29 protein-coding genes are annotated in these 26,845 nt (G+C 43.3%); 10 read left to right on the plus strand and 19 right to left on the minus strand.

Annotation, left to right across the window (positions count from 1 at the left end; genetic code table 11):
• Positions 1 to 32 precede the first annotated feature (32 nt).
• Positions 33 to 2,687 (minus strand): alanine--tRNA ligase, encoded by a 2,655-nt coding sequence (gene alaS / locus ACFSKO_RS19950; protein WP_380254987.1) that lies wholly within the window; start codon positions 2,685 to 2,687, stop codon positions 33 to 35.
• A gap of 279 nt (positions 2,688 to 2,966) precedes the next feature.
• Here alaS and ACFSKO_RS19955 point away from each other — a divergent pair, with 279 nt between their 5' ends.
• A complete protein-coding gene (locus tag ACFSKO_RS19955; protein WP_380254989.1) occupies positions 2,967 to 3,494 on the plus strand; it encodes an invasion associated locus B family protein in 528 nt (175 codons plus the stop codon).
• A gap of 85 nt (positions 3,495 to 3,579) precedes the next feature.
• On the opposite strand, the gene recA is transcribed toward ACFSKO_RS19955, so the two are convergent.
• From recA to flgB, 8 genes are all read right to left on the minus strand, one after another.
• Positions 3,580 to 4,653, minus strand: coding sequence for a recombinase RecA (gene recA / locus ACFSKO_RS19960; RefSeq protein WP_380254991.1), 1,074 nt, complete (start codon positions 4,651 to 4,653; stop codon positions 3,580 to 3,582).
• 170 nt (positions 4,654 to 4,823) lie between these two features.
• Entirely contained in the window at positions 4,824 to 7,175 is a 2,352-nt protein-coding gene (locus tag ACFSKO_RS19965) for a PAS domain-containing hybrid sensor histidine kinase/response regulator (RefSeq protein WP_380254993.1), read from the minus strand.
• A 139-nt stretch (positions 7,176 to 7,314) separates the two neighbouring features.
• Positions 7,315 to 8,379, minus strand: coding sequence for a flagellar biosynthesis protein FlhB (gene flhB / locus ACFSKO_RS19970; RefSeq protein ID WP_380254995.1), 1,065 nt, complete (start codon positions 8,377 to 8,379; stop codon positions 7,315 to 7,317).
• Between the two features lie 37 nt (positions 8,380 to 8,416).
• The gene (locus ACFSKO_RS19975; RefSeq protein ID WP_380254997.1) at positions 8,417 to 9,175 is read right to left on the minus strand and encodes a flagellar biosynthetic protein FliR; all 759 of its coding nucleotides are present in this window, start codon (positions 9,173 to 9,175) and stop codon (positions 8,417 to 8,419) included.
• A gap of 3 nt (positions 9,176 to 9,178) precedes the next feature.
• The gene (gene fliQ / locus ACFSKO_RS19980) at positions 9,179 to 9,445 is read right to left on the minus strand and encodes a flagellar biosynthesis protein FliQ (protein ID WP_380254999.1); all 267 of its coding nucleotides are present in this window, start codon (positions 9,443 to 9,445) and stop codon (positions 9,179 to 9,181) included.
• A 25-nt stretch (positions 9,446 to 9,470) separates the two neighbouring features.
• Positions 9,471 to 9,779, minus strand: coding sequence for a flagellar hook-basal body complex protein FliE (gene fliE, locus ACFSKO_RS19985; protein WP_380255001.1), 309 nt, complete (start codon positions 9,777 to 9,779; stop codon positions 9,471 to 9,473).
• A 30-nt stretch (positions 9,780 to 9,809) separates the two neighbouring features.
• On the minus strand, positions 9,810 to 10,220 hold the full coding sequence (gene flgC, locus ACFSKO_RS19990) for a flagellar basal body rod protein FlgC (RefSeq protein ID WP_380255003.1): 411 nt from the start codon (positions 10,218 to 10,220) through the stop codon (positions 9,810 to 9,812).
• Positions 10,221 to 10,257: 37 nt separating this feature from the next.
• Complete coding sequence (gene flgB, locus ACFSKO_RS19995) at positions 10,258 to 10,662, minus strand: flagellar basal body rod protein FlgB (RefSeq protein ID WP_380255005.1); 405 nt, start codon at positions 10,660 to 10,662, stop codon at positions 10,258 to 10,260.
• Between the two features lie 231 nt (positions 10,663 to 10,893).
• On the opposite strand from flgB, the gene csrA reads away from it, so the two are divergent.
• The 5 genes from csrA (at position 10,894) to fliP (ending at position 13,039) form a co-directional block, all read left to right on the plus strand.
• A complete protein-coding gene (gene csrA / locus ACFSKO_RS20000; protein ID WP_380255007.1) occupies positions 10,894 to 11,127 on the plus strand; it encodes a carbon storage regulator CsrA in 234 nt (77 codons plus the stop codon).
• A 114-nt stretch (positions 11,128 to 11,241) separates the two neighbouring features.
• On the plus strand, positions 11,242 to 11,628 hold the full coding sequence (locus ACFSKO_RS20005) for an EscU/YscU/HrcU family type III secretion system export apparatus switch protein (protein ID WP_380255009.1): 387 nt from the start codon (positions 11,242 to 11,244) through the stop codon (positions 11,626 to 11,628).
• The gene (locus ACFSKO_RS20010) at positions 11,615 to 11,944 is read left to right on the plus strand and encodes a hypothetical protein (RefSeq protein WP_380255011.1); all 330 of its coding nucleotides are present in this window, start codon (positions 11,615 to 11,617) and stop codon (positions 11,942 to 11,944) included. Before ACFSKO_RS20005 ends, ACFSKO_RS20010 begins: the two co-directional genes overlap by 14 nt.
• Before the next feature lie 3 nt (positions 11,945 to 11,947).
• A complete protein-coding gene (locus ACFSKO_RS20015) occupies positions 11,948 to 12,250 on the plus strand; it encodes a FliO/MopB family protein (protein WP_380255013.1) in 303 nt (100 codons plus the stop codon).
• A 36-nt stretch (positions 12,251 to 12,286) separates the two neighbouring features.
• Entirely contained in the window at positions 12,287 to 13,039 is a 753-nt protein-coding gene (gene fliP, locus ACFSKO_RS20020; RefSeq protein WP_380255015.1) for a flagellar type III secretion system pore protein FliP, read from the plus strand.
• Between the two features lie 105 nt (positions 13,040 to 13,144).
• Here the strand turns inward: fliP and ACFSKO_RS20025 are convergent, their stop codons facing one another.
• The 9 genes from ACFSKO_RS20025 to ACFSKO_RS20065 all read right to left on the minus strand — a co-directional run bounded on the left by ACFSKO_RS20025 (position 13,145) and on the right by ACFSKO_RS20065 (position 22,497).
• Positions 13,145 to 16,738, minus strand: a complete 3,594-nt coding sequence (locus ACFSKO_RS20025; RefSeq protein ID WP_380255017.1) for a tetratricopeptide repeat protein — start codon at positions 16,736 to 16,738, stop codon at positions 13,145 to 13,147.
• Entirely contained in the window at positions 16,735 to 17,640 is a 906-nt protein-coding gene (locus ACFSKO_RS20030; RefSeq protein WP_380255019.1) for a flagellar motor protein MotB, read from the minus strand. Before ACFSKO_RS20030 ends, ACFSKO_RS20025 begins: the two co-directional genes overlap by 4 nt.
• Positions 17,640 to 18,329 (minus strand): flagellar motor protein MotB, encoded by a 690-nt coding sequence (locus ACFSKO_RS20035; RefSeq protein ID WP_380255021.1) that lies wholly within the window; start codon positions 18,327 to 18,329, stop codon positions 17,640 to 17,642. Before ACFSKO_RS20035 ends, ACFSKO_RS20030 begins: the two co-directional genes overlap by 1 nt.
• A 5-nt stretch (positions 18,330 to 18,334) precedes the next feature.
• Positions 18,335 to 18,985 carry a protein phosphatase CheZ gene (locus tag ACFSKO_RS20040; protein WP_380255023.1) on the minus strand — a complete coding sequence of 217 codons (651 nt, stop codon included), beginning with the start codon at positions 18,983 to 18,985 and terminating at the stop codon, positions 18,335 to 18,337.
• 11 nt (positions 18,986 to 18,996) lie between these two features.
• Positions 18,997 to 19,386 (minus strand): response regulator, encoded by a 390-nt coding sequence (locus tag ACFSKO_RS20045; RefSeq protein WP_380255025.1) that lies wholly within the window; start codon positions 19,384 to 19,386, stop codon positions 18,997 to 18,999.
• Positions 19,387 to 19,625: 239 nt separating this feature from the next.
• Positions 19,626 to 20,309 carry a MotE family protein gene (locus ACFSKO_RS20050; RefSeq protein ID WP_380255027.1) on the minus strand — a complete coding sequence of 228 codons (684 nt, stop codon included), beginning with the start codon at positions 20,307 to 20,309 and terminating at the stop codon, positions 19,626 to 19,628.
• 13 nt (positions 20,310 to 20,322) lie between these two features.
• Positions 20,323 to 20,874, minus strand: a complete 552-nt coding sequence (locus ACFSKO_RS20055; protein ID WP_380255029.1) for a DUF6468 domain-containing protein — start codon at positions 20,872 to 20,874, stop codon at positions 20,323 to 20,325.
• Positions 20,875 to 21,954 (minus strand): flagellar motor switch protein FliM, encoded by a 1,080-nt coding sequence (gene fliM / locus ACFSKO_RS20060; protein ID WP_380255031.1) that lies wholly within the window; start codon positions 21,952 to 21,954, stop codon positions 20,875 to 20,877.
• 15 nt (positions 21,955 to 21,969) lie between these two features.
• On the minus strand, positions 21,970 to 22,497 hold the full coding sequence (locus tag ACFSKO_RS20065; protein WP_380255033.1) for a flagellar basal body-associated FliL family protein: 528 nt from the start codon (positions 22,495 to 22,497) through the stop codon (positions 21,970 to 21,972).
• Between the two features lie 518 nt (positions 22,498 to 23,015).
• On the opposite strand from ACFSKO_RS20065, the gene flgF reads away from it, so the two are divergent.
• From flgF to flgH, 4 genes are read left to right on the plus strand one after another with little or no spacing between them, the layout of a single operon-like run.
• Positions 23,016 to 23,744 carry a flagellar basal-body rod protein FlgF gene (flgF, locus tag ACFSKO_RS20070; RefSeq protein ID WP_380255035.1) on the plus strand — a complete coding sequence of 243 codons (729 nt, stop codon included), beginning with the start codon at positions 23,016 to 23,018 and terminating at the stop codon, positions 23,742 to 23,744.
• Between the two features lie 12 nt (positions 23,745 to 23,756).
• The gene (gene flgG / locus ACFSKO_RS20075) at positions 23,757 to 24,542 is read left to right on the plus strand and encodes a flagellar basal-body rod protein FlgG (protein WP_380255037.1); all 786 of its coding nucleotides are present in this window, start codon (positions 23,757 to 23,759) and stop codon (positions 24,540 to 24,542) included.
• A gap of 22 nt (positions 24,543 to 24,564) precedes the next feature.
• Positions 24,565 to 25,542: a flagellar basal body P-ring formation chaperone FlgA gene (gene flgA / locus ACFSKO_RS20080; protein WP_380255039.1), complete on the plus strand. Its 978-nt coding sequence runs from the start codon at positions 24,565 to 24,567 to the stop codon at positions 25,540 to 25,542.
• Between the two features lie 12 nt (positions 25,543 to 25,554).
• The gene (gene flgH / locus ACFSKO_RS20085) at positions 25,555 to 26,307 is read left to right on the plus strand and encodes a flagellar basal body L-ring protein FlgH (protein ID WP_380255041.1); all 753 of its coding nucleotides are present in this window, start codon (positions 25,555 to 25,557) and stop codon (positions 26,305 to 26,307) included.
• Between the two features lie 97 nt (positions 26,308 to 26,404).
• Here flgH and dksA read toward each other — a convergent pair whose 3' ends face one another.
• Positions 26,405 to 26,821, minus strand: a complete 417-nt coding sequence (gene dksA, locus ACFSKO_RS20090) for an RNA polymerase-binding protein DksA (RefSeq protein WP_380255043.1) — start codon at positions 26,819 to 26,821, stop codon at positions 26,405 to 26,407.
• Between the last annotated feature and the right edge of the window lie 24 nt (positions 26,822 to 26,845).

The following is a 26,845-nucleotide window of genomic DNA, read 5'->3' on the forward strand; positions in this document are numbered from 1 at the left end:
TTTTAAGTATTACGGCCTATTAGACAAACATATTAGCCGAGCAAGGCTTCAATAGCTTCAATAGCTTGTGGCGCCTTCGATGCATCCGGCCCGCCAGCTTGCGCCATATCCGGACGACCTCCGCCACCCTTCCCACCCAAAGCAGCTGAACCCGCTCGGACAAGATCAACCGCAGAAATTTTTGACGTTAAATCTTCTGTTACAGCCACAACAATGGATGCTTTACCATCTGTGTTTGCGATTAGTACAATCACACCGCTTCCAATCTGCTTTTTCAGTTCATCAGCAGTAGGCTTAAGATCTTTTGGCAAAACGTCTTCAAGAATACGTGGTGCAAACTTCACCCCGTTGATGTCTTTAAACTCAGTCTCAGCAGATGAGCTTCCACCACTTGCGGCCAACTTACGGCGGGCATCTGTTAGCTCGCGTTCTAAACGCTTACGTTCTTCAAGCAAAGATGTCACTCGGCCTTCTAACTCTGCAGGAGAAGCCTTGATTGCGGCTGCGGCTCCAGAAAGTTGTACTTCTTGTGTAGAAACATATTCAAGCGCAGCCTGGCCAGTGACAGCTTCGATACGACGGACACCCGATGCAAGCGCTGATTCCGAAACGATCTTAAAGAATCCGATATCACCTGTGCGACGTACGTGAGTACCACCGCAAAGTTCGGTAGAATAATAGCCGCTCCCAGTCGAGCTATCTGCTCCCCCCATGGAAACAACACGTACTTCTTCCCCGTACTTTTCACCAAAAAGCGCCATGGCACCTTCTTTGATTGCTTCATCAGGCGTCATCAAGCGAGTCTTAACTTCAGCATTATTACGAATGCGTTCGTTGACCTCTGTCTCAACAACTGTGATGTCTTTAAATTCAATTGGTTTTGGGTGGCTAATATCAAAGCGCAGCCGTTCTTTAGCAACAAGCGAACCTTTTTGAGACACATGATCACCGAGTTGGCGACGCAATGCTTCATGAAGCAGATGAGTTGCAGAGTGATGAGCACGGATAGCTGTCCTGCGTGCCACATCAACTTTCATTTCCAAAGCGTTACCAAGCTTAATTTCACCACGAACAACTTCACCAATATGAACGAACACATTACCGAGTTTCTTTTGCGTATCATGAACAGTAACTTCTGCCCCTTCTGCTGAGAAAAGAAGCCCATGGTCACCTTGCTGACCACCACTTTCACCATAAAACGGGGTTTGATTAGTAATGACCATAACCTCATTACCAACACTTGCAGATTTAACTTCTTCGCCATCTTTTAAGATAGCAAGCATCTGACCTTCTGCTGTCTCCGTGTCATACCCCAAAAACTCAGTACCACCGAGACGTTCTTGTAATTCAAACCAAACCTTTTCCGTCGCCAGATCGCCAGACCCACTCCAGGCTTTACGGGCAGCAGATCGCTGTTGTTCCATCGCAACATTAAAGCCTTCAACATCAACTGATTGTCCCTGCCCACGCAAAACATCCTGCGTAAGGTCAAGCGGGAAGCCATAAGTATCATAAAGTTTAAAGGCTACCTCACCGTTTAGCGTCCCCTTATCCCCAATCTTATCGGTCTCGCCAGAAAGAAGGCGCATACCGCGATCAAGTGTTTGGCCAAAGCGATTTTCTTCAAGCTTTAAGGTTTCTGTGATTAAGGCTTCTGCTCGGGCAAGTTCTGGGAATGCGGTCCCCATCATCTGAACAAGGGAGGGTACAAGCTTGTATACTGTTGGATCTTTGACCCCAATCTTATGCATATGACGCATTGCCCGGCGCATAATCCGGCGTAATACATATCCACGCCCTTCATTAGATGGCAACACGCCATCAGCAATCAAGAAAGCAGTTGAACGGAGATGATCAGCAATAACCCGATGAGATATTGCATCATTTCCATCAGCATCCACCCCTGTTTCATGTGCCGAAGCATCAATGATCGTGCGGAGTAAATCGATATCATAGTTATCATGTTTGCCTTGGAGAATAGCTGTGATCCGCTCCAAGCCCATCCCCGTATCAATAGAAGGTTTAGGTAGATTAACACGTGTCTCACTATCAATTTGCTCATATTGCATAAAGACAAGGTTCCAGATTTCTACAAATCTGTCTCCGTCTTCGTCCGGGCTCCCAGGAGGACCACCAAAAATATCTTCACCGTGATCATAAAAAATCTCAGAGCAGGGACCGCAAGGGCCTGTCGGGCCCATTGACCAGAAATTATCTGTTGTAGGAATTCGAATAATACGATCATCACTAATCCCCGCAATTTTACGCCAAAGGGATGCGGCTTCTTCATCTTCTGAATATACCGTAACCAAAAGTTTTTCTTCGGGAACTCCGTATTCTTTAGTGATCAGGTTCCATGCATGCTCAATAGCAACATCTTTGAAATAGTCCCCAAAAGAAAAATTACCCATCATTTCAAAAAATGTATGGTGCCGCGTAGTATACCCAACATTTTCGAGGTCATTGTGCTTACCACCTGCTCGGACACACTTTTGTGACGTCGCCGCTTTGCTGTAAGGTCTTTTTTCATTACCGGTAAAAACGTTTTTGAACTGAACCATGCCCGCGTTGGTAAACATAAGCGTTGGATCATTCCTTGGAACCAAAGGAGAGGATTCAACAGTTGTGTGACCGTTTTTTGCGAAATAGTCGAGAAAGACCCTACGGATCTCATTGCCGGTAATCATTTTAATCACTTACCTAAAAGCTGAACAGGAAGCTTAACTCATCAATGAGCTAGCAAAATTATCATTCCCGTTTTTAACGCGCTCAATTACAACTGTCTAGGGCTGCTGTAGCTATAACTCGTTCAAACATTACCATATATCAAAAAAGTACTCTTACGTAGCTCATCATAGTCTAGACTGTCTTCATCGTGTACACTTGGTAAGAAAAAGGGTATCTAAATTACGACGTTTGCTCTCTTGCGAACGTTAATCTCTTTTTTAACAAAAGCGCATTTAACAATGAAATCTTTAAAACTTCTTTTGAACTTCAAATACCTTACCTGTTGTTTTGTCCTGCTGATATCCCTGAGCACAAGTGCCTTTTCCCAGCAAGCCTCACAACGTTCTGTTACCAGACATGGTAACTGGGCTTCTCATTGCACCGTCAATGCGCCAGTTTCCTGTTACATTATTCATAACGTTACTCTAGGGGGTAACCCCAAACCTGTATTAACAATGGCAATGGGTAGACCTGTGAATGGCAGCGCAGACGTTACATCATTAATTTTAACCCTACCTCTAGGAGTTCGGTTACCCGAGGGATTTTCTCTCGAAGTTGGCTCTTCCATACGACGAAGCTATCCTTTTGAGCGTTGTATTGTTTCAGGATGCCAAGCAGAAATATCCGTAGATCCACAACTTCTTCAAGAGTTTAAATCTCAAAACGAGGGGCGTGTGGTCTTTTTTGATGCCGTAAAAAAACCAATCGCCGTTCCCTTCTCACTCAAGGGATTTACCAATGCCTTTAGTCGGGTCACAAACCCATAAACCAAGTTAAACATAAATGTACTAAAAAAGGGGCCTCTTACAATAGAAGCCCCTTTTTTTATTCAAACAACTTTTCTTTAGCTTTTCAAGCGTCCTCAGCTTCAGTTATTTCAGGTTTTCCTTCAAGCATTGCATTTGAAACAATACCGGCATTCAGACGCACAGCATGTTCAATTTTTTTAGCTACTTCAGGATTATCAGTCAGGAATTTTTTAGCATTTTCACGTCCCTGTCCGATACGTTGCCCCTCGCAAGAGAACCAGGCCCCCGCCTTCTCAACAATTCCGCACTGAACTCCAAGGTCGAGCATTTCACCTGTTTTCGAAATACCTTCGCCGTACATAATATCAAATTCGATGACACGGAAAGGAGGCGCCATTTTATTTTTAACAACCTTCACACGGGTTTGGTTACCCGTAATATTTTCCCGGTCCTTAATTGCACCGATTCGACGAATATCAAGGCGAACCGATGAGTAAAATTTAAGAGCATTACCACCCGTTGTCGTTTCAGGATTACCAAACATAACCCCGATTTTCATACGAATTTGGTTGATAAAGATAACAAGAGTGCCCGACTTGGAAATTGAGCTGGTCAGCTTCCGCATCGCTTGGCTCATTAATCGCGCTTGAAGGCCTGGAAGAGAATCTCCCATATCGCCTTCTAGCTCTGCCTTCGGTACCAATGCCGCAACAGAATCGATAACAAGAACATCCAGTGCTCCAGAACGAACAAGTGTATCTGTAATTTCTAACGCCTGCTCACCGGCATCGGGTTGAGAAATCAAAAGTTCGCCAACATCGACACCAAGTTTGGTCGCATAAGCAGGGTCAAGCGCATGTTCCGCATCAATAAATGCGCAAGTTCCACCCGCTTTTTGAGCTTCAGCAACAACATGCAAAGCCAAGGTAGTTTTACCGGAACTTTCTGGTCCGTAAATTTCAACAATACGACCACGTGGCAGGCCGCCAATGCCCAACCCTATATCTAAACCAAGAGAGCCTGTGGAAACAACTTCGGTTTCAACTATGGCGCCCTCTCCCAGCTTCATGATTGAGCCTTTACCAAAGGCACGTTCAATCTGCCCCAGTGCCGCATCCAATGCCTTTTGCTTATCCACCGTGCTATTCTCCACTAACTGTAAGACGTTTTGTACCATCGTTGCCTTCCTTATCCCACAGGCATCCACATGCTGCAACGACAACAATGTACCCCTTTTGTTCTTGCCCCACAAGAGAAAAGAACGTTTAGGGAACATTTATGCTTTTGTAAGTACGAACTGAACGGTTCTAAGGCATCATTCAGCCAAAAGACATTTTTTTAAGACTTCTAATTCATTGCCAATACGTCTTTTACCTTTGACGCCAACTGCTTAAGACTAAAAGGCTTCGGTAGAAATTCGATTGTTGAATTAACATCAAGACTTTTTCGAAAAGAGTCCTCCGTATAACCAGAAATGAAAATTACCTTCACATCAGGATGCGTCTCATAAAGCTTTTTGATCAACGTTGGACCATCCATACGCGGCATCACCACATCTGTAATCACCAGATCTACTGTGACTTCATCCTTTTGTAAAATCTCCAAAGCCGCCTCACCTGAATTGGCCTCAAAGACATTATAGCCTTTGTTTTCAAGCGCTCTGGCACTAAAAGAACGTACGGCATCTTCATCTTCAACCAACAGAATATTTCCCCGACCAGTCAAATCCTGGGCTTGAGGAACATCCGCGATAATCTCTTCAATCTCACCCGCTTCTTCTTTGAAGTGTGGTAATAATAACGAGAATACAGTGCCCTCATCTGCAGCTGAATCAACAAAGACAAATCCACCTGACTGTTTAACTATTCCGTATACAGTAGAAAGCCCCAACCCTGTTCCTGCACCTATTTCTTTCGTTGAGAAGAAAGGATCAAAAATTCGATCCATAATTTCAGCAGGTATGCCATGTCCCGAATCCTGAACCTTAACCAATACGTAGTCTCCAGGTGGTATCTCTTCCCCTTTGACTTTATAAAGCTCATCCACCATGACATTCGAGGTGATAATTTCGAGCATACCTCCCTGATCCATTGCGTCACGTGCATTAACCGCCAAGTTAATGATAACCTGTTCCAATTGCCCTTGATCGGCCTTCACATCACCGAGATCTCTGCCGTGAGTGATCCGCAATTCAATCGTTTCACCAATAAGCCGACGAAGAAGGTGTGCCAACTCCGCAATAATATCCGTTACATTAAGGCGTCTTGGCTGAAGTGTTTGTTGTCTGGAAAATGCGAGTAATTGGCGGACAAGATTTGCGGCTCTATTTGCGTTTTGTTTAATCTGCATAATGTCAGCAAAGGACTGATCACCAGGACGATGACGCAATAACAACAAATCGGAAAATCCAATCATCGCCGTCAACAGATTGTTAAAATCATGGGCGATCCCACCAGCCAACTGCCCCACAGCCTGCATTTTTTGCGATTGTGCAAACTGGGCTTCCAAACTCCGCTGCTCAGTAGTGTCTGTAAAATTTAGAATATAGCCGCTCGGTAAACCTGAATTTTCATCGACATGAGTCACGTTCATATTACAAACGACCTCAGAGTTACCTGCTAAATGAACCTCCATAGCCTTGCGCTCATAGGTTGTTGCCGACACTAACGCCTCTCGAACTGTTTCTCGTTCTTCATCCCCGATAAGTGATAACAGAGGCTTGCCTTTGACATCACCACCATCAGATACAAGTTCCTGAAAAGCTCGATTGCACTCGGTAATGACCCCGCGCTCGTTAAGCAATACGATACCAACAGGCGCTTCATTAAAGAACTTGCGAAATCTTTTTTCAGATTGTTCAAGCGCAGTTGCCATCTCACGCTCAAGAGTTAAATTACGCACAACTGACCTAGTTCGAAATCCTTTACCAGTTCCCCCCTCAGCAATGTGCTGACTAATAACAGCCAAGATGCGTTTTTCACCGTCCGCGGTCTTAAGGAAAACCTCTCCTGAACGACTGTCAGTATCCTCAAAAGGATGGTAAGCTGGAACTTCATCTAGGGAGGCTTCCGCGACGATATCATGAAGCTTTATTTGTCCGCTTTCCAACTCGGACGCAGAATAACCTAACCAGTCAGTCAGCGTCTGGTTCGCAAAAAGAAAACACCCGTCAGCATCAACAGAGAAGAAGCCGATTGGTGCATTTTCAAGTAAATCAACAAAGCGCTGCTGTTGATCATTGATCACCTTTTCCATCTGCCGCCGCATGGTGATGTCATCCACAAACCAGAAAACATAGCCAGGACGATTGGGTAAAGGATAGGCTGCGACATGGCGCCATTGTAAATCGTTATCGCTGGCGCCTATGCCTGGGATCTCAATCTCGACATGTCCAGACACCCCATTTCGGGCATTAAGTTGAAGGGTCGCGAGCTTACGACGCACCTCCTCATCTCCATTACTTTCATCGAGAATAAGTTCTGGTACAGCCCGAAGATCACCGCCAAAAAACTCTTCAAATGCTGGGTTCGCAAAAAGACATTTACCTACGGGATCAACAATTTGGCGGGGACGGGGAACTGCAGCAAATGCATATTCACGTAAAGACAACGTTTTGCGCAAACGAAATATCAAGAATGTAAGCGCTGCGACAATAGCAACAAGCAAGCCGCATATTGTGAGCCAAATAATTGATGACATTCCCCTGCTTCCCCCACGAAATGTCTTCTTTTCCATTGAAAAGAAAAAATAATAAAATTGGTAAAGAGAAGATTAACCTTAAAATTCATTTAAAACAAATGAGATAGCATAAAGCACTTATAAATCAGCTTTACGACTTTTATCCTTTCAACTTCATAATGTAACCGATGACCTCTGCAACCGCCTTGTAATGTTCTGGCGGGATTTCCTGATCGATCTCTACACCAGCGTACAGCGCACGGGCCAAGGGCGGATTTTCCATAATTGGAATTTTGTTTTCCTCAGCAACTTTCCGAATTCGAAAAGCAACGGCATCTACGCCTTTCGCCGTTAACTTTGGCGCTTCCATCATCAACCCGTTGTATTCCAAGGCAATAGCAAAATGGGTAGGGTTAGTGATCACCACATCAGCATTGGGAACTGAGGCCATCATCCGTTGTCGTGCCTTTTCCATCCGTAATTGGCGGAGACGTCCCTTAACCATGGGATCCCCTTCGCTTTGCTTTGCCTCATCCTTCACCTCTTGTACTGTCATCTTTAATTTTTTCATGTACTGGAAATACTGAAACAAATAATCCAATCCAGCGATGATCGACATAACGGCAACCACAGATATGACAATTAAAGTTGCCCAATCCAAAAGCATTAAAGCCAGCTGCTCAACCTGAAGTTCTGCAAGTTGGGTTACCACATTACGCTTTGGCCAAAGAACAAACCCAATTATTGACCCAACGATTAATAATTTAGCCATCCCTTTGAACAGCGTCATTACAGATTGAACAGAGAAAATACGTTTAATTCCACCCAGAGGAGAGATTTTGCTAAACTTGGGGGTGATCGACTGAGCTGAAAGAAGAAAGCCGTGTTGTATCAATCCGGATGATACACCAAAAAATATCAACATAATTGCCGGAGCTATAAAGAGAATCCCTAATTCTCCAAACATTTCAACAGTCGCATTATACAAATCGCCCGTATCAAAGCGTATCGTATGCGGCCTTTCAATGAAGATCGTTAATTTCTCTCCGAGTTCACTGCCAATCCAGTAAACAAAAAAACTCAAAAAAAGTAAAAGTCCAAAAAACGAGAACCATGAATCCAGCTCTTGCGACTTTATGACGTCTCCCTTTTCTCGAGCATCCGAAATTTTCTTCGCGGTAGGTTCTTCCGTTTTTTGGGACTCATCACTATCTTCTGACGACACAGCGGAATCTCCTTACTTTGCTCAAAAAAGATACCATTTACTTAACGAAAACCATCCAGTGTTCTTCTAAACTGAGGATAAAAACCTTGATCATAACGGGAACAGATAAAAATAATACTGTAATACCCATTGCGACTTGCAAAGGCATAGCCACAAAAAACACCTGCATCTGTGGAATTAGTTTTGCCAACAGCCCTAGACCAAGAATAAAAACGATCCCAACAACAATAAAAGGTGCTGCCATTCGAGTTGCCAATAGAAAGGTATCGCCAACAATTCTTGACATCATATTTGAGAAGTCGCCCATAGGCAAAGGAGCACCTGGAACAAAAAGTTCATAACTATCGACTAAACCAAGAATAAAAAGGTGATGAATATCTAAAATCATGATCAAAACAACAGCAATAGATGACATAAAAGTCCCCATAATCGATGCTTGTTGAGCTGAAACAGGGTCCTGTACCATTGCATTTGCAAGAGAAGACATATTAGCAGCAATCATTCCCGCTGAGGCCGTCGCACTTAAAAATATCCTAGCAATACTTCCCATGAAAACTCCGATCAAGACCTCGCTAAAGATCAATAATCCTAAGCTGGCAACACTATCAGTGAACGGAGGTATCTTAGGGGACAGTATCGGTGTAATGACAAGACAAACCAGTAATGCGAGAGCAAGTCGTATTCTTGGAGAAATATAAGTTTCACCAAAGCCCGGCAGCAATATCATAGCGCTGCCGACACGTGTAAATACGACTAAAAAAACGTAAATACTTGATGGAAGAAGGTCATATAACATGCCCTACCCCAAGGACACGATACGGTCCATAATCTGCTCGGTAAAAGTACCAAGAGTTTGAGACATATAAGGGGCAGTAGCAATAAGGGTAAGGCTAATAATAATGACTTTAGGAACAAATGTCAGGGTCATTTCCTGCAATTGAGTTACTGCTTGAAATAACGAGATAATCAAGCCAACAAAAAGAGCAACAAAAAGAACAGGCAAGCTCATCTTTAACATTACCCAGACAGCTTCTCGACCAAACTCGACAACTTCAGTTTCGCTCATCCCCCCCCCCTTACACTTATTCTTATCAGATAGGCATCCGAAGTATTTCTTGATATGCCTGAACAACTTTATCACGAACGGCAACAACAGTTTGTAATGTCACTTCAGCTTCAGACATGGCAGTAACAACGTCTGTGACATCTGCTTTACCCGCAGCAGCCAACAGTGTTTTGTTTTCAGCATGTTGCATTGTCGAAAGAGTATCAGTTGCAACACCCTTTAAGGTTGAGGCAAAGTCCTCACCCAAAGGATCATTCTTCGTATCTGAGCCAATTTGGGCTTTTCCAGCAACTTGCTTATACGCGTTAACAGCTTCTGTAAAATTCACAGCCATTTTCTTATAACCCTCTAAAACTCAAACTACTCACTGTAGTATTTCTAAGGTACGTTGCAACATACTCTTAGATGCTTGTATAGCCTGCATATTTGCCTCGAAGCTCCGTTGAGCTTCGCGCATATCAGTCATCTCCACCAAAGTATTTACATTTGGTCGAAGAATATAACCATCCTCATCTGCTGCAGGGTGTCCAGGTAGATACTCTCTTTTAAAATCACTTTTATCAGAGAGCACATCTTTTACGACAACTTTCTCTACACCCAGTTCTTTACTTAGTTCAGCACCGAACGACACCATCTTACGACGATATGGTGCCCCTCCTGGTTCTTGTGAAAGAGAATCAACATTCGCTATATTTTCCGAAATAATCCGCAGTCTCGTCCCCTGAGCTTTCATACCAGAAGCAGAAACCTGCATAGATTTATAAAGATCGGACATAATTAACCTTTCGTTGGTGTCTCAAAGACACCGTATTTTAAGATGGCCCCCTAAGAGCCATTTTAAACATATCCTGATGTTTTTTATAAAGACGTACCATTGCTTGATAATCCAGCTGTGTCTCGGACATCTTAATCATCTGCTCTTCTAATATCACAGAGTTTCCAGAAGGCGACGTCTCATATAAATCCTTTGACTTCGCAGCCTTTACGTTACGATTTTTCAAAGGATCACTCGAAAGGTGCCCCTCACGACTTGCTTTTTGGATCATTACAGGTGCTGACCGGCTGACTAAAGCCTGAAAATGTTTGTCTTTTAGGTCTTTGGGCACATAATTTAATGTATCAGAATTAGCAATGTTTTTTGCCAAAACGGACTGACGTTGTGTCAGCCAATCCATTTTTTTGGCAAGCACATCTGTAATTTTCAACTTATCTGACAATTGAGGCTCCCTTTGCACAAAGCAAGATCCATAAACCCGCTACAACAATACTAACATTGACTTAATAACTTGTTAATGAATTATATATCTAGCAAAAAATGACCCAGAAGAGCAAGTTTGGCTCGACCTAACATAAAAATACAAGTATAAATACTCACAAACAACAAGTAGTTAATATATAATCCTTTAAGTCAGCATTTGGCGTCAGGGACAGGGAGTCCGAAGCCCACGATGTTATATCTAACCCGGAAGATTGGTGAATCTGTAATCATTAACAATGACATTGAAGTCAAAGTTGTTGATATACGTGGCAAATCCGTAAAAATTGGTTTCACCTTTCCCGAGGACGCAACCGTGTTGCGCCAGGAACTCCATGAACGAATTCAAGAAGAAAACAAGGCCGCTGTCGCAGCGACAATGGATCTCCTTGAACTGGAAATAGATACGACTTCACGAGACGAGTAATTTGTATCCGCCCATAAATAATTATTGCGCATATATTGTTTGTAACCTTTCATTAAACACAATCCGTCAAAATTCTTGTAAAGATATTTCCGTATAGGAGAAGGCGAGATGAACATGACGAAAAAATCCTCTCGCAATATGACAACGACAAACACTCCTTCACCCGAACCCGACCAATATGTCTCTCAAGTCACACCCTTAGATAAGGAAACTTCAAAAAACACCAAACTATCAATAGCGCTCAAAAGAAGTATTGCCGGCAAAACAAGCGTAACCGCCAAAGGTTCAGGAGAACTCGCCGAGCAAATTCTTCAAATAGCATTTGAAAAAGGTGTAAAAGTAAGGACCGATGCTGATCTTGCAGCCGTTCTCTCCGCCGTTGATGTTGACAGTGACATACCAATAGAAGCACTTACCGCGGTGGCAACTATTTTAAACTACGTCTATACTGAACAAAAACAACTAAACGAAGAAACGACCCCGGACCATGACATCGTTTAATAAACTTGAGAAAAATCTAGAAGCGCTTTCTCGAAAAATTGCAACTGCCAGTTCTGCTGCGAAAGCTGGTGAACTGGCTGATGTAACAGATTTGCCTGCCACCACGGAATTTCTTTGCCAAGAGATAAGTACATTACCTCTTTTGGAACGATCTAAACTATCCCCCAAACTTCTTGGCTTGATCGAAGAACTGGATAACCTAACGATTACGATAAATTTGAGCCTTGATAGCGTGAGAACCGAAATAAAAGAAACGACATCTCATAATAGAGCGGCAAGGGCTTATACCACCGCGAACACCCCTGGAAAAAAATAATTCATGGACTATGGTAACTATCTTCAATTTTTTCTTACTTTAATATTTATAATTGGCTTGATATTTTCAGCCGCATTTCTTGCAAAAAAATTAGGTTTTTCACATAGCCCGATTTTAACAGGAAACAAGAATAAAAGAATCGAAGTAAAAGAAGTTCGTTCTATAGATGCTAGACGGAAGATGATTTTGGTACAGTGCGACCAAAAAGAACACCTCTTGCTTATAGGTGGATCACAGGATTTGCTCATAGATAGTAATGCGTGCGTGACCTCTCCGGAAAGTGTCTCGAAAAACAATGTTAGCTAACGTATTCATGAGTAAGAAAATGGAAAATTTGTGATCATGCTCCACAAAACCAAGCAGAGTTTCATATGGTCAGGCTTTCTAGCCCTTAGTATCGTCTTGCTACCTGAAACAAGCTGGTCTCAAGCATTAACACTTGATTTAAATAATGAGGTACTCGGTTCAGGCAGCGGTCGTATTCTTCAAATGTTGGCATTGTTGACTGTCCTGAGTCTCGCACCAGCAATCTTGATGATGGTAACTTCTTTCACAAGAATAATTGTCGTACTTTCCTTCATACGTACTGCGATGGGAATACAACAGGCCCCACCGAACACGGTTCTTATCAGTCTAGCACTGTTTTTAACGGCCTTTATTATGACGCCGACAATGGAAAAAATTTACAATGACGCCCTTAAGCCTTTAGTCGAAGAAGAAATTAGTGAAATTGAAGCCTGGGAAAAGGGCACTGCACCAATCAGAGACTTTATGCTTCACCACGTAAGGGAAAAAGATCTCGCCTTATTCCTTGACCTTGCCAATACTGGTGAAATAACCACTCCAGAAGCAACACCTTTACGTGCCTTAATTCCAGCGTTTATGATCAGTGAATTACGGCGAGCTTTTGAGATTGGCTTTCTGGTCTTTTTACCATTTCTCATAATCGATATGGTAGTGGCATCCGTCCTTATGTCTATGGGGATGATGATGTTACCCCCCATTATGCTATCTTTACCGTTTAAATTAATCTTCTTTGTTATGGTCGATGGCTGGTATTTAATAGCAGGTAGCCTTGTTCGAAGCTTTGGTTAAATGCATATCACCCACGCCTCGACAACCTCATCGTCGAACGTACTGCCATTTATAATTCGGAATATTTACACGTACTAATACGGTATTAAAAGGTGGGGGTACCTCCTAATTTATTTCACTTAAGGGCGCCGCTTTTAGGCGATTTTTGTACTGATCCATAAAAGCCTGAACCTGAGCAACCTGCTTCAACTCTTCAGCAATAGATGTTACAGCACCACTATCAAGGCTGTTTGTCAGCAGTTTAAAAGTATCCCCTTGGGGACCTTTACTCATAGTAAGACCATAGTTATCACGTAGAAGCTTCAACCCTTCATTATCCTCAGCCATGGTTTGCGCTATGGCTAAATTGATAATTGCCTGGCTTTCTTCTTCACTTAACGGACGATCTTCTGGTGGTGATGCGGGGACTAATTTCCCCAACATTTTCCCAACATCACTCCACCGACGAAGGTCCCAAAGAATATCGGATTTGAGACGTAACGCATCTAGACTTTCATCTTCGGCTAACAACTTAAGAGCTTGATCTTCCTTACCTTGTTCCGCCAAAGCTCTTGCCCTTAAGTGCAGGCGCTGCTGCTTAAGCTCAACAGGCAAGCCCTCAACATCCGTTTTATCAAGTGCGGCCAAACTACCTTCGGGATCACGTTCTAACAATCGGATCAAAGACAGACGATTACCAACCCTGGCTTTTTCCTCACCCTGTAATCGAAATTCGACCTGCTCTTCTAATAAATCCCCAGCCTGTTCAAGCAAATCTACATCTACAAGCCGATCAGCCAGCTTGGAAATCATAGTATCTCCTTTATCCCCAATAGGAGTTAACTCTTTAAATTCTTGATAAAGAGCAATGGAGGACAATGGAGGAATCTTACGGCCACCATCTTCGACATACATGCTTTCAAATATTTCTTTCATTCGACGCGCAATGCCATCAGCTCGATCTGAGTGCGGAAAATAAGATGCAGCTTGGCGTAAAGAATGTAGACTCTTGCGATAATCAAGCACATCCGCATAGCGATCGCCCAACTCACTTAAAATCGCAAATTCGAACTTGTCTCCCCGCCAAGCAAACCTGAGTTGCTCAAGCTGCTCAATTCCCGCTTCCTGGGTAAGAGATCCTTCTTCAATCCCTAACTTGGTCAAGGCATGTCTGGCTCTGGCGCTTGTTGGCCTGTGCCGGCTATACTTCAGCCCTTTCCAGATAGCTTTAGCTTCTTCAGGCTGCCCATCTTGGAGTAATCTCTGGCCTTCTAAAAAATCGGCCTGAGCCTTCTCAAATTCTGTCATTTCACTACTGGTTACCTTACCAAGGTAAAGGCTTGCGGCTCCCGTATCACCAACGTGTAAACTTGCATCCGCAGCGAGCAGGTATAGTTTATTCCTGATATTCTGTGGTAAATTCTCAATCAAATAAGACGTTTCTGAAAATCCAATTGCAGCAGGGCCCCAATCTTGCCCGGATGCTGAAAGTGCTGCGTGCCACAGATTTGCTTCAGGTTCTCCTGCCAAGGCAGAATTAGAAAGTGTTTTTTGAGAATCAATAAAGTTATCACTTAAAAATTGCCCCGCACCTTGCAAAAGTTTAAAGGCAGGACCTTCACTTAATCGACGATTTTCTTTCTCAATGATGTTAAGCATGCCCAAAGATTCAGCTATTCTTCCATGAGCAAAAAAGAACTTTGCAAGATCAAGTCGAGCAAGTCCCTGTTGTAGTCCCGTCGCGTCGACCACCGCCTTTTGTAAATCCTGTAAATTACCAACGTAAGCTTTAGCATCGCCTCGCCGATCAACTTCTAATTCCAAGAGTTCAACTGGAGGTAAAGCCGCGACTTCAACGCCACGTGGCAATGATCGCGCAGTATCGTCGGAAACAATCAGTTCATCGCGACTTCTTACAACAACAGCTCGAGGGGTTAAAGCCACGACCAGCCCCTCGGAAGTAGGCTGTAACACAACTCCCTGGAAAGAAGGTAGAGCTCTAAATTGTGGAAATTCATCTATCTTGGCAGATCCAAGATTTGCTTCTCCAATTGGCGCCACAATGAGTCTGTCCCCCAGTTCAGGATGAGGCACAGAAAGAAGTCGACTAACAGACTTAACTAAAAAACGAACTTCAGGGCCATCCTTACCTTTTCCAAGAACATTTGAAATAGCCTGTACAGGTAATGGTGAACGACGACGGATATCGACAATCCATGCATTTCCATCTTTGCTTAACCGAGGAACCTGTGTAACAGGTGCGGTCAGGCGTAATACAGTTGCACCATCTACCTCCAAAACGTTTACAGGAGAAAACTGAGGTACCATTGCTTCGACCGCCTTATCCAAATTTGCTGGCCCTTCACGATCAAAAACTAGCCAGAGAAATTCTCCCCGTCTAAAAACAACTGCACCTGTAGGCTGTTTCCAATTAAAGTTTAATATAGTTGGTGGTAATAACTCCGCAGACCGACCAGGCGGTGGTACTAGATTTGGAATTTGTATTGGTTTAATTAAGCTCACTAAATCCTGATTAATATCGTCAGCAGCTGTCGACCCTGCGTTTTCATCATCAACCAACTTAAAGTCAGACAACCGTGTCGGACCCGTCCTTGAGTCAGAAGAATTACTTAACCGTTTCCCCCCCCCTGGCGACCCTCTGTCCTGTGGTGGTTTGATTTCTGTATTGGCCTTTGATTTAGAAGCAAGATCAAGGGGCGTTTTTTTAGTTTCCTCTTCAACTTTTGTACTCGGTACTTGAGTCTTCTCAGTCACCGGTAACAAAGACAAAGGTCCCGGTCCTGCCAACTCTTCTAGTTTGGGTAAATTAGTTCCTGTCGAAACTTCTTCATCTTGTGTTTTGGTCTGCTTAATCGTTCCTTCTTCTGAAACGTCTTTATTCACAGGAGCTGTTACGGGCTCGGGTATTGTTGTCTCTGTCGTAGATACTGGTTTTTCACTAGAGGGTGTTTTCGTAGGGGCGTTACTTACAGCCTTAATATCAATCACAGACTTGGGACCAACGGAGAAAAGGCGTGCGCTTTGTTCCGGCTCAAGAGTAAATTCGACCTTTAGCTTTGGTGATTTCTCTATAACCCGGCCGCTTTTTACAAAGGGTAGAGATTGTTTATTCAATTTCGAAAAATCAACATCAGCGGGCTGATCAAAAATCGCGACTACCTTATTTCCGTTTTGAGACAGGCTCCCTTTAACCCCGTTAGGCCAATCAAAAACCAATCTATTATAATCAGGATGTTCCGCATAACGAAAACCAATCAAAGGCAGTGACGTTTTTGGTTGGGTTATCGTTGCCGCCGTAGATTTTGCAGTTATTTCGGGAGAAGATAGTCCGCCATCAGAAATTATTAAAAGATCGATAATTACTTTAGTTCCAGCGGTAGAACTTTTCACGGAGAAATCATCAAGTAGAGAGAATACAATACGCTTTCGAGATGCGTCTATAACAGGCCGCCCAGTGTAACCCTTCAGACCTTCTTTCAATGTATCAAATTGAAAATTTGAAGTTTCAGTAAATTGTACAATAAGATTTCGTTCTTCAATTTTTGCATCAAAGGAAACTTGTTTGGGCCAATCAAACACAATTCGTCCAAATCCTGGATGAATCCCTGATCGGACAGAAACGTCCTGGGCTTGAAGAGCGAAGGAAAAGGATATCAAAAACGCTCCTGCCAGAAAAATTCGGCATAAAGCTTTAATCAACCATTTTCTCCGGCATAGAGGTGCACAATAATATCAACACGACGAGCTAGGCTATTCTTTAAAGTTTCAGACAATCTATCCGTGATTTTATCATAGCGCGAATCACCATAACCACGCGATAGAATAGTACTTTTATACCCTGATTTTCCTAATAAACCAGCAACATAGTCAGCTCGCGCTAAGGATAAGGACCAGTTTGACGAAAAAGCCCCCTCACTTTTTTGAACAGATGGATCCGCATGCCCCGCAATTTCAATTTTATTATCGATAAATCGCAACACCCGTCCCAGACGCAAAAGCACAGTTTCGGCCTCATCGCGTGGTTTAATTTCCCCCGGCTCGAATAACAAATCACCCGGAAGTGAAATAACTAACCGATCTTCAAGACGGGTAAGAATCGCCTTTGAAAGTTGCGGATCGTCTTTCACTTTTTCAGCGATGAGCGTCGAAAGATAATCTAGGTCTTCGCCAGGAACGAAATCAACGGGGTCCATTGTCAAACTTTTTGATGGCTTTGGCTCGAGAATTCTCTGCTCTATTGTCAGGGAGTTCGAAAGCGATGTTACTAAGTTGCGCCATTTCTTTTCTTCCATTACTGACATTGAGTACAGTAACACAAAAAACGTAAGCATAAGTGCCACCAGATCAGTAAAGGTGACCATCCAGTTTGACCCATAATTTACAGTAACAATGGTTTCTTTTTTGGACTTTCTATTTACTAATCGCTCAAAATAACTTTGATTTCCTAATGCATCACCATGAACATCTTGCTTTTGCTCATCCAACTCGTCATCAAAATCATTTTTTTCATAAAGTTCGTCCGCATTATTTAGCTTCGCATCATTATGAGAAGTCTCATTTGTCCCCAAAGAATTAGTATTCTTATTTCGTTTTTTAGCCATCAGCCTGCACCCTGATAACTCTCGAACGTTATACTTTTAATCTCTGAATCATAAACACGGATTACAAAGTACACGGAACCATCAGATTCAGGCTGCAGCCCAATCGCAAACTTGTCCGCCGGCAGACCCGCATTTTGGATTTCCTCAGCAACAATTCCACTTCTTATTAAAAGCAACTCCAGGTTAGGTATAGTTTTTGTAGATTGCTCCCGAGACACTCCATACAAAAACTCAAACTCAAAAAACCCTCCTCCCGCGGCGTATCCATTTAAAGAAGCCACAATGCGCTTGAGTAAAAGCTCTCGCCCAGAGGCAAGTTCCGTTTCGTCCCCAATGAACATGGATTCAGTTGGTAAACGCAGACGTAAATAACTCTGCGCACTCCCTTGCTCACGTTCAACAGCCGGAATGGTACTCTCGAATAGGCGCTCTATTTCCGCGATGAGTTTGGCTTTATCATCAAGATCACCAAGGGCACTTTCAAATGTGGCATGCCTTTCGAGTTCACTCGCATCACCACTAAAGGTACTGTTTACAGATTGTAATACAGCCCTCGCCTTGTCTTCCTCAAAAGAAGACATCGCATTCAGCATAATGAAAAAAGCCAAAAGCAAGAGCTTAAGGCTTAGTAGAGCAACGTAATTTCTATCGCCCTCATCTTGACGATTCTTAAATAAAGGGCCAAGCATTTCAACTAATCAAAGCCCATGAGAGCATCAATGTCATCTTGGCTAACACCTTTTCCGTCCATTTGAGGACCATTACACAAATCTTCATCAGGTCGATTGACGCCATCTGCACGTTTCGGGGTGGGTTTGCTACCAGTTGTATCTTCTGAAACAACATCATCACCAAAAGCTTGAAGTAGCTTATCGACCTTTTGTTCAACATGTTGGAGAGCATTTACAACGCGCGATATTCTCTGCCCTGTAATGTCCTGAAAGCTACACGCTTCATAAACCTGCGTAACCGCCCCATTTATTTTTTCATTAACAATGGGATCTTCTAAGGTTTCGGCAAGTTCTTCTAGCTGCTCCATAGCAGAGAGGATATTGTGGGTAGCCTGTTCTGTGGCCCCCACAATAGCATCTAGTTCATCAGCCGCTGTCGGGAGATAATCACTCTTAATTTCGTCCGGCCGCAAAGAGGCAAGTTGCCTTTTAGTATCGTGAATGTAACTTGCCACAGAACCAATCTCAGTTAAAATTTTATGGTTTGTTTCTACAACATCATCACCGATATTTTGCATAAGACTATCAACAAGCCCTTCTAAATTAGCATTTTCCTTATTGCTATCAAAAGCTTGAAGTTTTGCGAGTAATTCTTCCCTGACCATATCGGCCATACCACAATCCTTTAGAAGTTACCGAGTACTGCAATCAACTTCTTTTTGAGGGTTGCAGCATTAAATGGCTTAACAATATAATTGTTAACACCGGCCTGTTTTGCAGCAATGACATTCTCAGTCTTACTTTCAGCCGTAACCATAATAAAGGATAAATCCTTAAGGTGAGCATCTGCCCGACACTCTTTTAGAAGCTGAAGACCACTCATAGGCTCCATATTCCAATCAGAGATGATAAGACTGTACTGTTTACCACGTAACTTTTGTAAAGCACTACTTCCATCTGTAGCTTCATCTACATTGTTGAAGCCCAGTTGTTTGAGCAAATTGCGAATAATACGCAACATGGTTTTATAATCATCCACGATGAGGATTGGCATATTCATGTCGACATCCGACATCGGCAACTCCTTAACTATCTCTCTTGTACACACATTCACTTAATTCGTGATTTTAAGCTATCAGCATAGAATTAACGCAGTGTAAACAAACCACAGCTTTTCAAGATCTTAGGTAATTAATTTTAGAAAATTTTATTTATTCAAATAAAAAGCCCCGTTCCTCAATGGGTACAGAGCTAATTACAATACTATATTTTACGGCTTAAGCCATTAACCATAATGTTTAAAAGAGGATTCGCCTACTCTTTAGCTATAGGTAAGTCACGTCTTTGCGCGAGTTCCAGTGTAATTTCTTTCGCGCGTTTTGGATTCATACTTGCTAATATTGGTGCCGTTTTACGTTCTTTCATTCGCTGAACGACATCCAACAAAACAATCATATCCAATTCTTCAAAGATCCGTGCCGCATCTTTTGGCTTCATACTCTCATAAATTTTAACCAGACTGGTCATCTGAGTATCGCTTTGCTCATCATGCTGTACAATGAGCCCTTCGATTGTATTTTGTAGTTTTCCAAGCTCCGCAATCTTCTCATCAATCCGTCGCTCAGCTGCCAGTAACAGGACTTCTCTTTGTTCAAATTCTCTTTCGCGTGCCTCAAGTTGCTCGCGCCTTGCAGATAAAGACTGTAATAGTTCGACTTCTTCATCTGTCATCGAAAAAGGATCAGCTTCCAATCCCTGGATCTTAGGTAATTTAGTTTCTTCTTGATCTGCACTTGCTGTTTGATCTTCTTCTGTACTGGCTGGAGTTTCAACGCTCTCAGCAGTATCCTCGGCTTTGGCTTGATCGTCCTCGACTTGAGGTTCTTCAGCTGCTTGAGCAAAGGCTTCGCCTGACTGATTAAATCCTTCCCAAACACCGCCAACCTTTACAAACAGGGCCATGGAAGAAACAGCAACAAGAACGGGTAATAAACGCATAACTTATCCTCCTTTAGCGCATGCCTTTTAAGGCCTTAAGAAGATCTTCAGCAGCGGGGGATAATTCTTTGCTTTTTTTATTTTTCCCAGCATTCTTCTTTTCAGTCATATTTTCTTTTCCAATACCTCTCCCCTCGTTAGGTGAAACCATCGAGGAGGATTGGGGATCATTTTTTTGGGTCGCTTTTGCCTGAACTCCTTTAGGCAAAAGTGTGTTCGGCGATTGTTTACGCGCCAATCCCAAATCACTCTCCAAGCGATCGGCGACAACTTCAGCTCTATCTACTAGGTAACTCAAATCAGATAGTATACCATCAGCTTTTGTTGTATTTTTCTCTAAGCCAACACCAGTATTAGATGCATGAATTTTGAATTCAGCTAAACTTTGCTCAGCTTTGGCCGTCGTCTCAGCAAAAGAGCGAATAAGCCCTTCCATTTCAGCTTTTGCTTCACGCAACGCATCAAGCTTTTTGTTAAGTATCACCGCATAGACAATCGTAGCGCTTAACAGTATAGCGACCAGTATATTAAAACCGAGTTCGATATTGGACAGATCTAGCATCATCTACTCACCGTCATCACGAATAATTTTGTCTGCAATTTTTACTGCAATATTACCGCTTTTCCGCCCCATATTTCCCTTGAACATGGAGACATCACCACAGCGCAATTCAACAAGAGATTCTGGCGTTACAGTAAGGTCCATAGTATCGCCAACCTTCCAGTCCATCACCTCGCCTAGTGATACATTTACCTGCTCTAATACCGCGAGGATAGACACATCCGTTTGCCATAATTCCGCAGTTAAGTGGCCTTCCCAAATGGAATCACGTCCGAATTTTTCTCCCATGAACATTTGAAGCAGCAGTTCACGAACAGGCTCTAGCGTCGCATAAGGTATCAACAGTTCGATCCGACCTCCCCGATCTTCCATATCGACGCGAAGTGTAATAACAATTGCCGCATTCTCGTGCCGCGCAATTGTCGCAAACCGGGGATTTGTTTCCAGTCGGTCAAAACGAAATGTTACAGGAGATAGAGGATCAAAAGCACTTGAAAGATCGGCAAGAACAACATGCGCAAGGCGCTGAATTAAATTGCGTTCAATAGTCGTATAAGGTCGACCCTCAATCCGCATTGCAGCGGTACCTCGACGTCCCCCCAATAACACATCAACAATTGAATAGATTAAAGCAGAATCAACAGTCATAAGACCGTAGTTATCCCACTCTTCCGCCTTAAACACTGTCAACATTGCTGGTAAAGGAATGGAATTGAGATAATCACCAAATCGAGCTGAGGTAATATTGTCTAGGCTGACTTCAACATTATCGGAAGTAAAGTTACGCAAAGATGTCGACATCATCCTGACCAAGCGGTCAAAGACAATATCCAGCATCGGCAAGCGTTCGTATGAGACCAATGCAGAGTTGAGAATTGCTTGAATTCCCGAATTATCTCCCCCGTCATCATCGCCAGCATCGACACCTAGAAGACTATCAATCTCGTTCTGATCAAGGACACGGGTTCCCCCTGGAGCGTCATCGACAGCGTCGAAAGCATCCTCCCCATCTTCGTCAGCCATGGCCTCCCACTCGGCCATCATGGCTTCCTGGTCGACTTCTTCTTCCGTTTCGTCAGCCATTTTCTACCTTATAGATTATTGCACCAGCATTTCCTGAAACAATACATCTTTTACTTTGACCGGAGCGGCAGCCGCATTTACCCGGAGTAATAATTCTTCCCTCAAACGCTGAATACCTGCGGATCCGCTTAAGTCTTCAATTCGCAACTCTCTGAGGTATACCTGAAAATTATCAACAATGCGTGGCATAACTGCCTCAATTGCGGGTATATCAGTCTGTAATTCAAGTTCCAGACTGATTGTAATCTTCAGGAAGTGATTTTTATTTCCTGATGAGTTCAGGTTTACCAGTAATTCTGGAACATCATAAAAAGCAGCGGGACCGTGAGCAGGTATAACTTCTTCTATAACTTCTTCTTCAACAGGTTGTTCTTTACCAAGTAGAGAGTCCAACATTCCGGTGAAATAAGCCCCTGCGCCTGCAATTATAATAAGAAGAAAAGGCAGTATAAAGAAAATGACGAGCTTTTTACCAGACATCCCCCCTTTCGGGCGAGCTTCAACCTCGAGTTCTTCATCGCCACCGGCAGATTCATCAGCCATAAGTTATTTCACGCCTCCAGTTGGAATATTCCCCTCATAATAAGGGGGCAAGATGGTTAAAAAGTCGTTAAGTAGTAAGCACTGTAAATCAATTACTTAAGAGTAAAAAGATCGAATATGAAATATAATTCCTTTATCAACTGCTTTGTAACGGAAAGGAGTATACTCGAAAAGTGTTAATATCTGCTCAACCTCGCCCAAGGCAACAGCTTGATGCACCCAACTCGATCCCCGAAAGTCAATACAATGATGTCCCCCTAAATCTTGTTCCCGAAACTTCGCACCTTAAATTTGCTATTCCCAGCGCACTTTATCAATTTTGCCCCCCTAAACTCCCACAATAATGAACTCGAGGAAAAAGTTACCTATAGAAGGAAATAGTTTACCACCACCAGAGCAAATTCGGACGCCTGTAAAACCTCTCCCTCCTCAACATCCAGCGATACCAACGCCTTAATGATTGGCACGCATCCTGCATTGATAACGAGGAAACCCAAGATGGTAAGGATGTATCCAGGATGGAAAACCCCAGTTATATAGCTCTTTCAAGACAAATGGCCCTTGGTCGTCAGATGTCGATTATTGCCAACAATGTCGCCAACATGAACACTAATGCCTACAAAAACGAAGGCATGATGTTTGTTGAGCACCTCAACAAAACAAAAACAGGCGAAAGACTTAGCTTCACTCAAGATTTACGACTGGTACGCAACCTTGCCGAGGGGCAATTTCATACGACAAGCAATCCTCTGGATGTTGCAATTTCAGGTGAAGGATACTTTGTCGTCGAGAACGATGGTAATACCCGCTACACCCGTGATGGCTCTTTCAAGCTTAATACTGATAGCGAGCTTGTAACTTCCCAAGGAAGCCTCGTACTCGGCGATGGGGATGCACCCATCTCAATCCCAAGTAATGCTACTGATATTTCAATAACCCGCGACGGCACAGTTACATCGAGTGCCGGTACCGCAGGGAAATTAAAGCTGGTCAGTTTTGAAAATGAACAACTTCTTGTTAAGGAAGCAGGTGGCGTATATAGCCTGGCGGAAAACCAAGAACCCGTTGACGAGGCTTCCGGAGAGATTGTTCAGGGTGCCGTAGAGGGATCCAACGTCCAAGGCATTATTGAAATGACCCGAATGATAAATACTACACGCGGTTACGAATCAATGGCCAAATTTATCAAGCAAGAACATGACCGACAACTTAAGGCAATTCAAAGCCTTGCAAGTACTCGGACTTAAAGGAGCAGTAGGATGAGAGCGTTAAATATTGGTGCAACCGGAATGCTGGCCCAACAGTTAAATGTTGAAGTTATTTCAAATAATATTGCCAACCTAAATACGACAGGTTTTAAACGCCAACGGGCTGAATTCTCAGACCTTCTTTATCAAAATTTGCGTCGGGTTGGGACGAACTCGTCTGATACTGGTACGATTGTACCAACAGGAATTCAAATTGGTCTTGGTGTAAAACCAACCGCGACTTACCGTATCACGGGTCAAGGCGAAATGCAGATCACCGATAATTCTCTTGATGTAGCCATTAATGGTGAAGGTTATTTCAATGTAGAATTACCGAGTGGAGAAACAGGATATACAAGGGCCGGTGCCTTTCAATTATCACCAAACGGCGACATTGTCACACCTGATGGTTACACCGTACAACCTGGAATAAACATCCCAACAAACGCTGTCTCTGTTTCTATCAACGGATCTGGCGAAGTGTATATCAAACTTGACGGACAGGTTAATTCGACCTTGGCTGGCCAATTTGATTTAGCAACTTTCCCGAATGAAGCAGGTCTAGAGGCCATCGGAGACAACTACTTCCTTGAGACTCCCGCTTCCGGATCAGCAACTACAGGTACTCCAACATCAACTGGATTTGGTACCATCCTTCAAGGTGCATTGGAAACATCAAACGTCAATGCTGTATCAGAGATTACAAATTTGATCACAGCTCAGCGTGCATATGAAATGAACTCAAAAATCATTACCGCTGCAGACGAAATGATGCGCTCTGTAACAAATATCAGATAATCGCGAGCCAAGGAGATAAGCAATGCAAATCGTAAAAACTCTTCTACTCGCCGCCAGTCTCACTTTAACAAGTCAGCTCAGTTTGGCCGATACAGAAGTTGCTTCAGTACCGCCAATTGTAAACTTGAATAAAGACATCGTTATAAGAGGTGATATTGTATACCTAAATGATATTTTCTCTGGCTTGAACGAAGAAGATAAAAAACCTATTGCGCGATCTCCCGCACTCGGACAAGACGTCGAGCTTTCAGCAAGATGGCTGTGGGCACTCGCCCAACAGAACGAAGTTAATTGGCAGCCGAACTCTCATTTAGATACCGCATCTGTAACCCGTGAGAGCCAGTTAATCGACGCGGTCACTATCCGTAACTCTGTAGAAAGCGCGCTACTTGAGCGTGACTTAACTGATGGAAAGAAAATTGTTTTTGATCGAAAAGATCGCGACCTTCACATCCCAGCAGAAGTTGACGCAACCATACGTATCGAAAACGTCAGCTACCGCCCAGGCAGAAAGCGCTTTACAGCTCAAATTGTTATCCCGGCAACGGGTAAATCCTACATTACAAAAGCTATATCTGGTAACCTGATAGAGATGGTGAATGTTCCCGTTCTCAGAAACCGGCTCTCTAAAGGCGACATTATCGGACCACAGGATATTCACTGGATCACAATCGAAGAATCAAAATTAAACAAAAATGCCATCACTGATCTGGATGGTCTGATTGGGATGACACCAAAACACTCAATAAAAGACAAAATTATCATCCGTACAAGTGATTTAGATACCCCAAAAGCCGTCAATAAAAATGGCCTCGTCACCATGCTCTTAAACAGCGGCCCTCTTATATTAAGAGCTCAAGGAAGGGCCTTGGAAAGCGGAGCAGTGGGGCAGGTAATCCGCTTAATGAATACCCAATCAAATACCATCGTCAATGGCACGGTTACGGGTTCGGGACTGGTAACAGTTTCCCTTATCAGCCAAACCATCACAGGTAACTAAGGAGTTTCTGAAATGTTGCATATTACAAAATCCTCCATAACAAAGTTCGCCGTTGTCGGTTTACTGGGTTTCTCCCTAACAGCGTGCAATGCAATTTCTCGTCTCTCAGAAATTGGGGAAGCTCCAAAGTTAAGTAAAATTGAAAGCCCTGCACCGCCACAACCCATTTCATTGCCAATGCCGGCTCCACAGGTCGCTTCAAGACAACCAAACTCTCTCTGGAGACCGGGGTCTCGTGCTTTCCTAAAGGACCAAAGGGCTGATGAAATTGGAGATTTGCTCACTGTCGTCATAACAATTGACGATAAAGCTGAAGTCTCAAACACCACAGAAAGAACCAGAGCAAATGCCGAAGGTGCTGGCCTGACTAACTTTCTTGGCTACGAAACCGAACTCGGTCGTATCTTCAATGATAACTTAGACGCGGGCTCTCTTGTTGATGGAGAAAGCACGAGTGCATCCAAAGGTGTTGGCACCGTAGACCGGGAAGAAACGATCAACCTTCGTGTTGCCGCTTTAGTTACTCAGGTTATGCCCAATGGAAATTTGATAATTTCGGGACGTCAGGAAGTTCGTGTCAACTTTGAAGTCAGAGAGCTACTTGTATCAGGTATGATCCGCCCTGAAGACATTACCTCGACAAATACCATTAGCTATGATCAGATTGCAGAAGCACGGATTGCCTATGGTGGTCGCGGTCAACTGAGTGATGTACAGCAACCCCGTTACGGACAGCAATTGTACGATATTATCTTCCCGTTCTAATCCAGGGGAATTCCACAAAAAATAAAGGCCAGCTAAAATAACTTAGCTGGCCTTTATTTTTTTAATCTCTGTCCCAATTTTATAGATCAGGCATTTCTTAGTCGTCTCTGTGGACTTTTTCCATACGTTCGTGTTGCTCTTGAGCTTCCAGTGTCATTGTTGCGATTGGACGCGCCTCAAGTCTTTTAATATTGATTGGATCGCCAGTAATTTCACAAAACCCATACTCGTTTTCGTCTATACGACGAAGAGCCTCATCAATTTTTCCGATCAACTTACGTTCTCTGTCTCGCGTTCTAAGTTCAAGAGAACGTTCTGTTTCAGAGGAAGCCCTATCTGCGAGATCAGGCTCTTGAAACGTTTCGTTTTGAAGCGTCTGTAACGTTGCAGAAGATTCAGCTAGCAGTTCTTCCCTCCAGGCCAAAAGCTTTTGCTTGAAAAACTCCAGCATGACCGGATTCATAAACTCTTCGTCTTCTTTTGGACGATAGTCGAGTGGAAGAGGTATAGTCATGGCAACCCCCATAAATTAGCAATT

The sequence above is a fragment of the Kiloniella antarctica genome, assembly GCF_042682825.1.
In the GTDB taxonomy this organism is placed as follows: domain Bacteria; phylum Pseudomonadota; class Alphaproteobacteria; order Kiloniellales; family Kiloniellaceae; genus Kiloniella; species Kiloniella antarctica.

Bases quoted from the DNA above. Each gene is read 5' to 3' on its own strand.
- alaS (WP_380254987.1), bottom strand. From the start codon at position 2,687: ATGATTACCGGCAATGAGATCCGTAGGGTCTTTCTCGACTATTTCGCA.
- ACFSKO_RS19955 (WP_380254989.1), top strand. From the start codon at position 2,967: ATGAAATCTTTAAAACTTCTTTTGAACTTCAAATACCTTACCTGTTGT.
- recA (WP_380254991.1), bottom strand. From the start codon at position 4,653: ATGGTACAAAACGTCTTACAGTTAGTGGAGAATAGCACGGTGGATAAG.
- ACFSKO_RS19965 (WP_380254993.1), bottom strand. From the start codon at position 7,175: ATGTCATCAATTATTTGGCTCACAATATGCGGCTTGCTTGTTGCTATT.
- ACFSKO_RS19975 (WP_380254997.1), bottom strand. From the start codon at position 9,175: ATGTTATATGACCTTCTTCCATCAAGTATTTACGTTTTTTTAGTCGTA.
- fliQ (WP_380254999.1), bottom strand. From the start codon at position 9,445: ATGAGCGAAACTGAAGTTGTCGAGTTTGGTCGAGAAGCTGTCTGGGTA.
- fliE (WP_380255001.1), bottom strand. From the start codon at position 9,779: ATGGCTGTGAATTTTACAGAAGCTGTTAACGCGTATAAGCAAGTTGCT.
- flgC (WP_380255003.1), bottom strand. From the start codon at position 10,220: ATGTCCGATCTTTATAAATCTATGCAGGTTTCTGCTTCTGGTATGAAA.
- csrA (WP_380255007.1), top strand. From the start codon at position 10,894: ATGTTATATCTAACCCGGAAGATTGGTGAATCTGTAATCATTAACAAT.
- ACFSKO_RS20005 (WP_380255009.1), top strand. From the start codon at position 11,242: ATGACGAAAAAATCCTCTCGCAATATGACAACGACAAACACTCCTTCA.
- ACFSKO_RS20010 (WP_380255011.1), top strand. From the start codon at position 11,615: ATGACATCGTTTAATAAACTTGAGAAAAATCTAGAAGCGCTTTCTCGA.
- ACFSKO_RS20015 (WP_380255013.1), top strand. From the start codon at position 11,948: ATGGACTATGGTAACTATCTTCAATTTTTTCTTACTTTAATATTTATA.
- fliP (WP_380255015.1), top strand. From the start codon at position 12,287: ATGCTCCACAAAACCAAGCAGAGTTTCATATGGTCAGGCTTTCTAGCC.
- ACFSKO_RS20030 (WP_380255019.1), bottom strand. From the start codon at position 17,640: ATGGCTAAAAAACGAAATAAGAATACTAATTCTTTGGGGACAAATGAG.
- ACFSKO_RS20035 (WP_380255021.1), bottom strand. From the start codon at position 18,329: ATGCTTGGCCCTTTATTTAAGAATCGTCAAGATGAGGGCGATAGAAAT.
- ACFSKO_RS20040 (WP_380255023.1), bottom strand. From the start codon at position 18,985: ATGGCCGATATGGTCAGGGAAGAATTACTCGCAAAACTTCAAGCTTTT.
- ACFSKO_RS20045 (WP_380255025.1), bottom strand. From the start codon at position 19,386: ATGTCGGATGTCGACATGAATATGCCAATCCTCATCGTGGATGATTAT.
- ACFSKO_RS20050 (WP_380255027.1), bottom strand. From the start codon at position 20,309: ATGCGTTTATTACCCGTTCTTGTTGCTGTTTCTTCCATGGCCCTGTTT.
- ACFSKO_RS20055 (WP_380255029.1), bottom strand. From the start codon at position 20,874: ATGATGCTAGATCTGTCCAATATCGAACTCGGTTTTAATATACTGGTC.
- fliM (WP_380255031.1), bottom strand. From the start codon at position 21,954: ATGGCTGACGAAACGGAAGAAGAAGTCGACCAGGAAGCCATGATGGCC.
- ACFSKO_RS20065 (WP_380255033.1), bottom strand. From the start codon at position 22,497: ATGGCTGATGAATCTGCCGGTGGCGATGAAGAACTCGAGGTTGAAGCT.
- flgF (WP_380255035.1), top strand. From the start codon at position 23,016: ATGGAAAACCCCAGTTATATAGCTCTTTCAAGACAAATGGCCCTTGGT.
- flgG (WP_380255037.1), top strand. From the start codon at position 23,757: ATGAGAGCGTTAAATATTGGTGCAACCGGAATGCTGGCCCAACAGTTA.
- flgA (WP_380255039.1), top strand. From the start codon at position 24,565: ATGCAAATCGTAAAAACTCTTCTACTCGCCGCCAGTCTCACTTTAACA.
- flgH (WP_380255041.1), top strand. From the start codon at position 25,555: ATGTTGCATATTACAAAATCCTCCATAACAAAGTTCGCCGTTGTCGGT.
- dksA (WP_380255043.1), bottom strand. From the start codon at position 26,821: ATGACTATACCTCTTCCACTCGACTATCGTCCAAAAGAAGACGAAGAG.